This window comes from Trichocoleus sp. FACHB-90, assembly GCF_014695505.1.
Taxonomy (GTDB): domain Bacteria; phylum Cyanobacteriota; class Cyanobacteriia; order Cyanobacteriales; family FACHB-T130; genus Funiculus; species Funiculus sociatus.
Map to the genome: position 1 here is coordinate 1 of NZ_JACJOK010000083.1, position 11,271 is coordinate 11,271.

11 protein-coding genes and 1 pseudogene are annotated in these 11,271 nt (G+C 43.9%); 5 read left to right on the top strand and 7 right to left on the bottom strand.

What is annotated here, in order from left to right:
• Positions 1-364: 364 nt before the first annotated feature.
• Positions 365-2,059 carry an amidase gene (locus tag H6F74_RS24835; protein WP_190444816.1) on the top strand — a complete coding sequence of 565 codons (1,695 nt, stop codon included), beginning with the start codon at positions 365-367 and terminating at the stop codon, positions 2,057-2,059.
• 175 nt (positions 2,060-2,234) lie between these two features.
• On the opposite strand, the gene H6F74_RS24840 is transcribed toward H6F74_RS24835, so the two are convergent.
• The 6 genes from H6F74_RS24840 to H6F74_RS24865 all read right to left on the bottom strand — a co-directional run bounded on the left by H6F74_RS24840 (position 2,235) and on the right by H6F74_RS24865 (position 8,407).
• Positions 2,235-5,552, bottom strand: coding sequence for a plasmid replication protein, CyRepA1 family (locus H6F74_RS24840; RefSeq protein WP_190444817.1), 3,318 nt, complete (start codon positions 5,550-5,552; stop codon positions 2,235-2,237).
• Positions 5,553-5,913: 361 nt separating this feature from the next.
• Positions 5,914-6,063 carry a hypothetical protein gene (locus H6F74_RS24845; protein WP_190444818.1) on the bottom strand — a complete coding sequence of 50 codons (150 nt, stop codon included), beginning with the start codon at positions 6,061-6,063 and terminating at the stop codon, positions 5,914-5,916.
• A 1,316-nt stretch (positions 6,064-7,379) separates the two neighbouring features.
• The gene (locus tag H6F74_RS24850) at positions 7,380-7,685 is read right to left on the bottom strand and encodes a fertility inhibition FinO-like protein (RefSeq protein ID WP_190444819.1); all 306 of its coding nucleotides are present in this window, start codon (positions 7,683-7,685) and stop codon (positions 7,380-7,382) included.
• 75 nt (positions 7,686-7,760) lie between these two features.
• The gene (locus tag H6F74_RS24855; protein ID WP_190444820.1) at positions 7,761-7,994 is read right to left on the bottom strand and encodes a hypothetical protein; all 234 of its coding nucleotides are present in this window, start codon (positions 7,992-7,994) and stop codon (positions 7,761-7,763) included.
• Entirely contained in the window at positions 7,987-8,196 is a 210-nt protein-coding gene (locus tag H6F74_RS24860) for a hypothetical protein (protein ID WP_190444821.1), read from the bottom strand. Before H6F74_RS24860 ends, H6F74_RS24855 begins: the two co-directional genes overlap by 8 nt.
• 16 nt (positions 8,197-8,212) lie before the next feature.
• A complete protein-coding gene (locus tag H6F74_RS24865) occupies positions 8,213-8,407 on the bottom strand; it encodes a hypothetical protein (protein WP_190428451.1) in 195 nt (64 codons plus the stop codon).
• 235 nt (positions 8,408-8,642) lie between these two features.
• Here H6F74_RS24865 and H6F74_RS24870 point away from each other — a divergent pair, with 235 nt between their 5' ends.
• The 4 genes from H6F74_RS24870 to H6F74_RS24885 all read left to right on the top strand — a co-directional run bounded on the left by H6F74_RS24870 (position 8,643) and on the right by H6F74_RS24885 (position 10,740).
• Positions 8,643-9,719, top strand: coding sequence for a hypothetical protein (locus tag H6F74_RS24870; protein WP_190444822.1), 1,077 nt, complete (start codon positions 8,643-8,645; stop codon positions 9,717-9,719).
• 3 nt (positions 9,720-9,722) lie between these two features.
• A complete protein-coding gene (locus H6F74_RS24875; RefSeq protein WP_199301610.1) occupies positions 9,723-9,977 on the top strand; it encodes a hypothetical protein in 255 nt (84 codons plus the stop codon).
• Positions 9,978-10,165: 188 nt separating this feature from the next.
• Positions 10,166-10,486, top strand: a complete 321-nt coding sequence (locus H6F74_RS24880; RefSeq protein WP_190444823.1) for a hypothetical protein — start codon at positions 10,166-10,168, stop codon at positions 10,484-10,486.
• The gene (locus H6F74_RS24885; protein WP_190444824.1) at positions 10,486-10,740 is read left to right on the top strand and encodes a hypothetical protein; all 255 of its coding nucleotides are present in this window, start codon (positions 10,486-10,488) and stop codon (positions 10,738-10,740) included. The genes H6F74_RS24880 and H6F74_RS24885 overlap by 1 nt, the downstream gene beginning before the upstream one ends.
• Positions 10,741-10,742: 2 nt before the next feature.
• Here H6F74_RS24885 and H6F74_RS24890 read toward each other — a convergent pair.
• A pseudogene (locus H6F74_RS24890) lies at positions 10,743-11,108 on the bottom strand (IS1 family transposase); the annotation flags it as partial.
• Between the last annotated feature and the right edge of the window lie 163 nt (positions 11,109-11,271).

The window sequence follows — 11,271 nt, forward strand, 5'->3', positions numbered from 1 at the left end:
GATGCTTTGGTTTTGCTTTTCTTGTTCTCAAATCCTGATGGCATTACTCGAACCTTGCCTCTTGATGGATTAAATCTTACCCTAGCCCGAATAGTGCTACTTTCAACCCAACTCTGCCGCTCAGGTAAGTCCGCTTGTCAATAGGGTTTGAGACGCGCTAACCCTGGTAAGCGCTATAGTTTGGCTCTTGTTCAGGTCAACTAAGAGCTTGCCGTAGGTTTGATGTTTACGTAGGCTCCTACAATTTTTACCCGGCACTTAGAGAATATTTAAAGAATTAGTAAATTCGATACAGATAAGAAGCGAACAAAAGTGATAAAAAATCCTCACAAAAAAACATACATTGTGGTGCGGGGTGAATACAATGAGAAAAAGCAACATGGCTGCTAGTGTAGCTGTAATGATTGGTGTTTCTACATCACCATTCGCCGCACAGGCGGCTTCGTTGAGAGGGTCATCGGTAAATGTAGTAGAGTTAACGTCAGCTCAGATTCAGTTAGACCTAGCAGCCCAAAAGTATACTGTTCAAGACCTAGTAAGTTCTTACCAGCAACGAATTGACAAGTATAACCCACTCTACAATGCGTTTACTTACCTTAATCCTGATGCGTTGCAAGATGCAGCGGCAGCAGATGCTGTACTCTTGGCTAACAATGGTCAGATCCCAGACGGAAAGTTATTGTTCGGCGTACCGATTGTCATCAAAGATTCGATGAACATTGCAGGTGTGCGAACAACAGGTGGATATAGTGGTTTTACGAGTGAGAATGGTGGGGTAGATATGATCCCACTGGAAGATTCGCCGATCGTCGCGCGGTTGAAAGATGCAGGAGCAATTATTCTTGGAAAGACAAACCTACCAAGGTTTGCGCGAAGCGGATCAAACGCGAACACCAGTTATCTTAGTCCAACACTCAATTCCTACAATATTGATATAGTCCCAGGTGGTAGTAGTACAGGAACTGCAACAGCAGTATCAGCGAGTTTTGCTGCCGAAGGAACAGCTGAAGAAACAGGCGGGTCGATTCAAAATCCGGCAGGTGCCCAAGCCTTGGTTGGGATCAAGCCAACATTTGGGCTGGTTCCTACAAGTGGTGGTATTCCCCTGGCTGGCTCAACTCGTGATGTTTTTGGGCCTAATTCCAAGACAGTGACGGATGCAGCTAACTTTTTAACGGTAATTGCAGGGTATGATGCATCAGACCCAAACTCAGCAGTTGCAATTGGCAACATCCCGACAGAGGGATATGCTGCGGGATTAGGTACTACATCCTTACAGGGAAAGCGATTTGGGCTTTTTGGTACAGGATTTAAAGATGTGGAACTAGCAGAGGAAACAAAATCTCTGTATGGTAACTCTATTTCAATCCTAAAAAACTTGGGAGCAGAGGTCGTAGAAGATCCGTTTTCAGGGACGAATTTTAATACCCTAGGTGCAACTTTTACGGCATATGGTGGCTCGAATACACCCTATGATTTGACGCAATGGTTGAAGACACTCGATCCAGCCCAGTCGCCCACGTCTGTAGCAGAATTTCAGAACATAACAGGGATTGATCTCCTAGCTGAAAGTGGACCGTTACTTGGAGCATTTACACCAATAAATGGTCTTGAAGAGTCAGTGAAACAGCCTAACGTTTTTCAGACTGATCTGGTGCAAAAGTTTATGGACGGACGGAAAACGATGCTGTCCCTATTCCAAACAGTACTAGCGGATAATAAGCTAGACGGGCTGTTCTTCCCACAACAGAGAAATGAACCGGGACTATTGTTCGATGGGTCATACACTACTACCACCGTGCCAGAGATTAATTTGCTAGGAACACCCCAAGTGAATTTGCCTGGCGGATACTACGCTTCTGGAACTCCGTTTAGCGTAGCGTTTCTAGGGGATATGTTCAGCGAGGCAAGCTTGCTCAACTATGCTTATGCATTTGAACAGGAGACGAGATTCCGGAAGGCACCCAAATTAGTTCCCGAATCTAACCCTACCTCTGCTCTTCTAGCCCTCGGTGTCTTCAGTGCCATCGTTCCTTTACGTCGTTGGAAGAAGGTTTGAGAAACAGCCAAAGTCTAGAGCCACAAGAGGAGACTTGATTATCTCCAATGATGTTGAGGATACCCCAAAAAACTTGTGGCATCGTTCAACTGGGCAGGCAGCAAAACTTTAAGTGCCAATGGCACCTGGGGGAATTGAGATCGCGATCTCAAGGAAAGAAAAGGTGATCGCCATCTCAACCAGCTGCTGCCGTTTTCCAATGCCAAAGCTCCGCTCTTTTTTCGCAGGGAATCTTTGCCCAAATTGCCTGCTTCGCCTGCTGACACAAATCTCGGAGCATTCCAAATGCCGCAGTAGCCAGCTCAGCACAATTCGCATTCTCCAGGAACTCCGCAAAGCCTACAACATCCTCCTGGCTAAGACCTCCCGTATCCACCTCATCAATAGATTGGGAGGTATTTTGGTAGTCACTGGAGTTGTTTATATAGTCTTTATTACCTGCCGTGACTACGGTATCACAATTTGATACATTTTGAGGTTCATCCCCCCTATTAGTAGATGGGGAGGTATTTTGGTAGTCATCTGGGATATCTCTATACTCTTTATTACCGGGCGTGACTACCGTATCACAATTTGATACATTTTCTAGTTCTGCCTGCCTCACTGCCTCATCTCGTGCTAGCCATGCAGCAAATATCTCATCCCGTCCGTCTGCTGGGTCTTTAAATCCGTAAACTCGTTGTTGTTCCCCTCGTGAGCCTTCCTTGTAGAGAAAGGTTAATCGCAGTCCGAGCTTACCCAGTAGTTTCTGCGCGATTGTTATTGGCGAATCTATCTCGTTAATACTGATGCCCAACGCACTTTTAATATTCCATCTATATTGAATCGCGTTCTTAGCTATCTCCTGAAGGTCTTCGTCCTCATTCTTAAACTGCCGCTGGGTATCTAACAAGCGCAATATACCCAGCCTTTCCAAAGATAAGGCTCGAACGGGCGCAGAGAGTAGCGATTTATTTAGGTCAGGTATCCACGCCTTGCCCTCTCCCTGCTCTTTAATGGTATCCAGCCGTTTTTTATCCCTGGCTGGAAGATACTCTTTTCCTACGGTGACGTAGTAGTGCATCGTCAGTTTAGGGTGCCATCCGTCATCATCTTTAATTACCAAGTCGGGTGTTACATCCGTTCCATAACGTAGTTTTAGAGAATGCTTACGCTCCTTTTGGCGTTCTTCTTCCTTTTTTGAACGCTTCTCTTTTAGCTTGTCAAATTCATCTTTAGAAATATCAGGAGCATTGGCGATCGCCAGAGCCTCTTCTTGATGTTTGGCTTGGCGGGTTTCATCCAACTCGGCTTTCGCTTTCTCACCGTCGCCGCCGCCGGCGCTGCTAATTTGATGCCCTTCAGCTTTCAATCCAGCGAGGACACTGCTACGATAATCACCCATCCCCCCGTTCACCCGAACAGCGAACTTTGCCCATGTCCGGAGGCTTACAACATCGAAATTGGTATCCAAATCACTGTAATCAAAATCAGCATCTTTGAGGAGCTGGATATTAGCCTTGGCGAGTTTGTGTTGACTTGCAAGTAAAGAATTAATGCTGATGGAACCATTGCCGATTTTCCCCAATCCGTGAGGCGCTGCCCAAATGTGCCTATCTACTGGTTCACGGACTCGTGCCAAAGCTTGACGAGCCGAGTTTTCCGGACTAACGCCCTGGAGGATTGCCCAGGCCGAGGTGAAGTGTCCTTTAATATCGATGCTCACTCCAGTTTCAATGCTGGGGGATGCAAGTACGTAATCGTATTGGGGCAGCACATTATTCAAATCAGTAGTGCAGCAAAAAGCAGGATGATTAGGGTCAGCAATACTTTCGCTATCAATCCGCAGCCCTTTTAAATGGGGGAATTTCTTAGAAAAATGAGCCTCAAGGTTGCGAGTGCCGTAGCAAGATGTAGCCCGCTGCGCGGAGCAACAGATAAAAGGTTTCCCTCCCTCTTCCAGATGTTGTTCTAGCTCCGCAATCATTGCTGCTGGCGTTGATTGGGGATAGTTATAAACCTGCCATTCTTCAAATTCTTCTGTGTCCTTAAAGTCGTTAACAATAATCCAGGGGTCAAGGTTGACCCCTGCCAAACTCCGAATGTAATCAACTGATAGGTTGCTCAAATCGGCATCGCTTAAAATTACTCGCCCACTCTCACAAGTGAGTGTATTGATAATTAAGGCTTTAAATTCTTGCAGGATAGCTACACGCTCCCGCTGGCAGGTACTTGAGTTGAGCATATGCCAAAAAACCTGCTCACATTCATCTACTACGATGGTGTCTCCGATCCAGTCCTCAGCTTTGAATCGCGCTTGTGATTTGGGATGCAGGCTATCGACACACAAACCAAAACCCAATAATTCACCTGTTTCACAGTCTTTAATTTCAGTAACGTAGGGAAGCCCGAAACGCCGACATAACTCCATCCCAAGCTGTACGCGATGAGTTAATATCAGTACCCTCTCACCTCGCCGCGCCGCTTCTACTAGGAAGTTAGCCAAGCTTTCTGTTTTACCTGACCCTTTGGGGCTTTTGATGCCTATCAATTTGGCATCACTGGGAATATTTAATTTACCCAAATACTTTTGATTTAATGCCACATTCACCGGGTAGGTAAGCTCAGATAAAGCTCTTACTATCCACTGGTTTAAGGGCAGCGCCGAAGTGTAATACTTCTCAAAAGCTTCAACGCCATTGGCAACAATGAAATCATCAACCCCTTTTTCAGGTTCTTGCCAGTTAACTACTTTAATCTTGCACTTCTGTCTTTTAAGTAGTTTACCCGTTTGTTCAATCGCAGTATTTACAGCGCGAATGGTCTTTTCTTTTTCGTCATTGTCAAAGACAAAGTAAATCTGGTGATTGTTAAAAATTTCCAGTTCTGGAATTAGTCTGCGGCTGTCTCCAAGATTCCACCTCTCATCCTGTAGCCGTCGATAACCACCATAAATCCCAGGTAGCGCGATTCCTACAAACCCAGCCGACAACAATGCTCCAGTTTTTTTAACTCCTTCTGTGATGCAGAGGGGAATTTTATTTTTCATTACCCATGTCCAGAAACCAATTGCCTCGCCTTCTGGTGTGATTTCAATTTCTTCTGGCATTGCAATTTCGTAGCGATTGGCGATCGCCTGCCAGATGTGCAAGGGTACGCGCAAAAAGAAGACACGAGTTTCAGTTTTCGGTGGATGCTCGTACTTTATTATTTTCCCGTCCTGATTATGCCGGGGATGGTCGGGTTTGAAGCAGCCCCACTCCATCTCTTCCCAGTTATTTAATGGATCTAATCCGCTGCACCACCAGCCACCTTTTGCGGTATGGGCGTATTTACGAAGCATCCCCTCCTGTACTCGCCCGGCATTGAGGCGTTCTATTTTTGGCGAATAAAATAAAAATTCATAAGGCGCAGTTCCCGACAGCGATTCAATATTTAAGCGAGTAATCGCCTCATCTACGCCGCTGTCTCTCCATTCTTCTAAGTGCTGAGGTTCTATAAAAAGATTTGTCACGTCTCTCCTTGGTGAGTACCAAGAGAGCATTCCAGCCTTTAGCAGGGTTTTAGATTAAATGCTAAAGTATATGTAACGCCTTGAGCATTACATTGATATTGGCTAATAAGACAACCCGTTCCGCCAAGATTGAGATGTCTTATTAGTGAGGCTGAATGCTCTCGTTTTTTTACTAATCGCGTAAAATGCTTTTGTGTTAAACGCAATCACAGACAGCGTTTTACGTTTTATTCTTTAACTCCATAATCATTCTCCAGTTGTTTCTTATTTATTTGTTCTTGTTCTCTCACTTTCAGGGAAATCATTGGCGCTACATTCCTCTTTATTGAATGAAGGTGGGTAGATCCTTCTAGCAACACGTTCAACTAGCTCGCTTCTGGATATCTCTGGTTCCTACGCCCAAAACTCTAACTGCTTTACAGCCGATGACCTGAGCATAATCACAGTACGTTTCTTCAGCTCTGGTAATCAGGCTGACCTTTTTCACTCCATAGGTCTTTGATTCTTCCATTTGAATACCCATCATTATAGAACGTCGTCACAATTTTTGGCACGTTTTTTCTTTTTTTTGTTAATTGGCTACCTCTGCTAAGGACTGGCCTGAAATTGGAACACATACTTGATCTGATCCACTCCGATTCTGTGTACCAAACTAACTCCGAATTTTGTTGCTAAAGTGATTTAGTGAACTCCCATTTTTGTTAATAAAACGATTTAGTGATTAGCTTTTTTTGTACCAAACGAGCGCTAAAACGATTTAGTGATTAGCTTTTTTTGTACCAAACGAGCGCTAAAACGATTTAGTGATTAGCTTTTTTTGTACCAAATGAGCGCTAACTTTGCTTGTTGACTACATTTTTTTGTACCTAACGAATACATACTTGATCTGATCCACTCCGATTCTGTGTACCAAACAAGCATAGAATTTACTAACTATGCGTAAAAGATTGTGTAGAAAATGTACAAATCACTGTATAAATCTTTTTTAGCATTTGTGTAAAAAAATGTACAAATTAATGTATATATCTACTTTGATATTTGTGCAAAAAATGTAAGTTCTTCAATACTTAATATGCCAAATCAGTCCAAAAGCCTTACTGGGCAAAGATTGTTATAAATTTATAGTCTTAGTTCAAATCCTTGTCTAGTAAGGTTTACAGAGTTGCTGTATTGAATTTCTGCATAACAGGTAGACAGGTACGAAAGAGCCGAAATGTACAATTTAATGTATAAATCTGTTTTAGTATTTGTGCAGGAAATGTACAAATCAATGTATACATCTATTTTGATTTTTGTGCAAAAAATAGACCATTTTTTACTAATTATGTGTAGGATTTACACTTTGTTTTTCACTATTGAACTTGATAAATCTAACCTCTATACCCAAATGGATTACTTAAATAAATTTGTTAAGTACAGTTAAGTGGCGCTCAACTAATCACTTTAGTGTTGAATTTACACTTTATTTTTCACTATTAGGCATTCCTAAACAGCCTAGGATGCACTGTAGTGGTAAGCAAAGTACCAAATTACACCAATATAAGCGTTTAAATAAATTTCTTATTTGATTAGTTTCTTCTCTAAGAGGGACTTCTATTTTTAGTCGTCTCTCAGTAAAATTTTGTGAGAATTGAAAACAGGTGCCAATGGCACATACTGACTTTTCAGGGAGAATTGATATTACTACGAGTTGAAAGTAGGTACTTCCAAATGCGCCTAATTCAGCTTAGCTTTTAATTATTATTGCTCTGTCTTTATCTGTGTTGATTTGCAATACCCAATGCTTGTTAATGCAATTGAGTAATAAGTACATAAAATGATCAATTACTACTCTGCTGTCGTTGGCTCTTTTGGTTCCTTTGGCTTTTTTTCAAAAACCTGAATGGCTGGCTCATTCAGCACAAAGCCCCGTTCTGTGGGTTCGCCCATCTTCCCCGTGATCGCAGCAACCCACATCGGGTAATCGGTTTGTGCCTGTTCTAGCTTCTTAAAAACTTTGGGCTTTACAGTTACGCTGACAATCCGCCCATCACAGTCAATCTCGAAAGACTTCCAACCGTTCTCGACCGTCTTTACGTCAGATGGGAACTCAGAAATCTTTATGGTTAGCTCAAGTTTTCCTTGCGTTGTCATAATGCGTGATACCTCCTGTGTAAATGCGATGCGGATACTCTAGCCGCTAGTTCCTGGAGTCCGTGATTGCGCTCCTTACACCACAACTAGCATTTGTTCTAAAAGCCAGTTATTAGAGGCGTTATCCAATACTGGAAGCAAGCGAAAATTAAAATACTCTTCCCAAGCTTCAACCCCGTAACAATCAGCAAAGCGACTTTCTAATTGCTCAAACTGCGAATAGTCCCGATTCGAGATGGCAGTTAGCAACGAAATTAGTTCGCTGACGGGAATTTGAGTGATAGTAGCCATTAGCTGTGATTCAGTCATCTGGATAATCCTCAAAAATACAAATGATTGGAAGGATGCCGCGTTTGGTATTGATAATTTCAACCACCCGCTTACCTTTTCGCTTAGCTATTTTGTAGCAGTTAGCTTCTGTTGCTGCGGCTGCCCAGTCCCGCTGCTCCGTTAATGGATTCCAGAGTTTTGAGCTTTCATCTGGCTTGTCCTCTTTTGGGGTTTCAGTCATAGCGATCGCTCATCCATCATTCCCCTTTACCAGCCGCTTTCATTTGTTCAAGCCTCTCCTTTATCAGCACTCTGATTTTTGCTGATAGGGGTAGCTCTGCCCATGCCGCGTCGTTTCGACACGTTTCAATTTCTTCTCTAAGGTCGCCGACATCAATTGAAATACGGTCTTTTTGCGCCACAACAGAATCTAAAATTTGGTCTTCTTTCATATCTTATTCTTTACGTGTTTCATGAGTACCATGAGAAGCTAATAGAAGCTATTTGCATCTTTTAGCTTCTTATGTGCTATCGTAGCAGACATAGACCGAAAACGCCCAAATCACTCACCACACAGCTAAATCAGGTGAAATTGGGTGGCAGAGTTTTCTTGCCAAAAACTATCTCAACCGCAGATAGAAAGCGGGATATAAGGATTTAACCTTAACGAATTGGAGGAATTGAGCAATGGTAACGATGCAGCCAACGCAGGCTGAACTGACCCGAAGTACCCCAGCAATAGCCGTGGGAGTCGATAACGGGGCGGGACTATGCAAACTTGTCTTTGGCAGTGGCAACCAGCAAATGAAAGTTCGTACTCCCTCAAAAGTGCTGGAAATTAAAGAAGAATTACACGATATTCTCACCTCAAAAGAAGGTGGACATTTCTTCTATCACAGTGGCGATAGAGAAGACCTAATTGGGCGGGAGTTTCTGACAAGAACATTAGCCGCATGGAAAGCGCCAACCACTCACATTAAGTTAAGTGACGACCCAGTTCTAAAAGTCGAATATGCTTTGCACACACTACTTGGAGGCTTGTCTACCCTGCCATCCCGCCAAGAGTGGAACTTGCATTTAGTGCTGTCTATCCACAATAAGCAAGTGTTCCAAGCCCCATTAATTAAGAGAACATCAGGCACCCACGTTATTAGTTTTAATGGCAAAAATACAGTGCAATCTCGGATAAATCTTAAAGTCAGTTTAGTCGCTCCTGAAGGTGCAGGTTCTTACAGTTATTGTGTTTCATCGAAACCAGAACCATTAATTGATAGAACCGCTCACGCTATTGCATTCGATTTTGGAACTTCTACAGTTATCCCAACTGTTTTTGCTCCAGGTGGTGCAATTATCCATCGTCAAGTTTTGGAAGTTGGGGGCTGTATCGATCTACTGGATGCAATCGCCACCGACTCAGAACTCATTCACTTTTTGGGGTCTGGAAAGGCAGGAAACATTGAGACAATTCGACAAGCGATTGAATCTGGAAGCTTTCAATACGGCACCCGCAACTTTAACTTACGTAGTGTCTATGCCCGTCATCTCAAACCGTGGCTATCTGACCGCTTACGCCTTGCACTAAAAGAGATACAGGAGTGGCGCGATTCCGCTCAAAGCTTTGTTGCTTGGGGGGGAGGGGTTGAAATGCCGGGTGTAGCCAAAATGCTTGCCACGCAAGGTATTACTGCTGTACCCGATGGTTGTTGGGCTAATGCGATTGGCTTGCAAAGAGTATCCCAAGGACGACTAGCAAGAGGGAAATAAGCGATGGCAGAAAACACCAGAATTCGAGTTGAACCCGACATTGAGCAGTATTTAAAGTCGCAGTCAGAGCGGGTACTAGGTAAGACAAGTAATCAAGTTACAGGTGCTGACTTGACCACACTAACCAATCGCATTTTGTATGAACATAGGTTGGCTCAACAGATGGCGACGCAAGTTCCATTTTCAAAGCTTTTTAGTTTGGTGATGAACTGGGTTCCCAGCAGTGGAAATAAGGTTCCTCTCTTAACCAGTCCATAGATGCACCCGCTTTAAAAGCTCAAGAACCAGACAGCTTTGAATTTGATGCCGACTTAGGTGATTTGTTCGACAAAGACGAGGCGGCTTAATTTTAAAAACTTTGTCAGTAAGCCAGCGGCATGAAGTTTCTCAGGCTCTCACCGCTGGTTACTGGCTCACACAACCGAAGTAATGGAGCAATCTACATCATGACAAAATCTGCAACCAGTAAACCACTTAGTTATTGGGTTAGCGCCCCTAAATCGCACTCAGCTCATCCCATCATTGCCGAGCTTGAACACCAATTTGGCAGCTACTTTGAACAACTCAATCGCCAAGAACTACACGCCGTCTTGACTTATTGCGCTGCCAAAAGCGACCAAGCAGATACTTGGTCATTAGTCGAAAACGGTAACCTCAGTCAACAGGTGTGTGATGTCTTAGATTTAGTTGATGAATTGGAACCCCCTTTTCAGCTTGGTTTAGTAAAGTTCCTTGCTGAAGGAATTAGCGCACGGGGGATTCATTAATGGAACCGATTTACATTGCTAATCACATTCTGCGAATCGAGGGGGAACACCAAGAGCATCCTTCCCACATTGCAGACAGCCTGTGGCGAATTGCTGACCACGCCAATTTATTTTCACCAACGCCCGACAATCTGGCACCTTCTCAACAGCAGCAGGTGCGGGAGTTCATTAATGAGTTTCGCACTACCCCACAAGGTCAGACAGCACTCGCGCAAGTCAAGCCTTCCCTCACGGGAGGGTACAGACGATGGTAGTCCTAAACACGTAAGGATGCATTGTAGTAGTGGACAAAGTACCACACTGCACCAACATGATTCTCTAACTTCTTGGAAAACGATAACGTCTTTCTCACTAACCGGGATACTCGCTGCCGTAAGGTGCAATTGAAGCGCTCAATATAGCTGCTTTGACCGGTGTCCTTGCCCACACTCTGATGCCGCTCGCTGGGGAAAACCTCATTGTAGGCAGACCAGAAATCGGTATAGGAGACGGCACACTGTCGATACACCCCTGGCAAGCTGTCCCATAATCCTTGGGCACCCTCACGAGAGCGATCGCCGACGTACACGCCGACAATTTCTCGGGTATTGACATCTAATGCTAACCAAATCCATTGCTTGTTGCCTAATACGGGGTAAAAGTAGCGAAGCTGTCACCAGGCGCCACGCAACAGATGTAACCTTTACTCAGACTTGATTACATCAAAAATTTTTGACTTTTTACGCCACATCAAGCTCCAACCGCTCGCTCATATCCAACCTAAAAGTTCCATAAGGATTAACATG

What these genes read in the sequence shown, in the direction of transcription:
- H6F74_RS24870 (WP_190444822.1), top strand. Translation starts at nt 8,643, where the DNA reads ATGGTAACGATGCAGCCAACGCAGGCTGAACTGACCCGAAGTACCCCA.
- H6F74_RS24860 (WP_190444821.1), bottom strand. Translation starts at nt 8,196, where the DNA reads ATGACTGAAACCCCAAAAGAGGACAAGCCAGATGAAAGCTCAAAACTC.
- H6F74_RS24855 (WP_190444820.1), bottom strand. Translation starts at nt 7,994, where the DNA reads ATGACTGAATCACAGCTAATGGCTACTATCACTCAAATTCCCGTCAGC.
- H6F74_RS24850 (WP_190444819.1), bottom strand. Translation starts at nt 7,685, where the DNA reads ATGACAACGCAAGGAAAACTTGAGCTAACCATAAAGATTTCTGAGTTC.
- H6F74_RS24875 (WP_199301610.1), top strand. Translation starts at nt 9,723, where the DNA reads ATGGCAGAAAACACCAGAATTCGAGTTGAACCCGACATTGAGCAGTAT.
- H6F74_RS24880 (WP_190444823.1), top strand. Translation starts at nt 10,166, where the DNA reads ATGACAAAATCTGCAACCAGTAAACCACTTAGTTATTGGGTTAGCGCC.
- H6F74_RS24865 (WP_190428451.1), bottom strand. Translation starts at nt 8,407, where the DNA reads ATGAAAGAAGACCAAATTTTAGATTCTGTTGTGGCGCAAAAAGACCGT.
- H6F74_RS24835 (WP_190444816.1), top strand. Translation starts at nt 365, where the DNA reads ATGAGAAAAAGCAACATGGCTGCTAGTGTAGCTGTAATGATTGGTGTT.
- H6F74_RS24885 (WP_190444824.1), top strand. Translation starts at nt 10,486, where the DNA reads ATGGAACCGATTTACATTGCTAATCACATTCTGCGAATCGAGGGGGAA.
- H6F74_RS24845 (WP_190444818.1), bottom strand. Translation starts at nt 6,063, where the DNA reads ATGGAAGAATCAAAGACCTATGGAGTGAAAAAGGTCAGCCTGATTACC.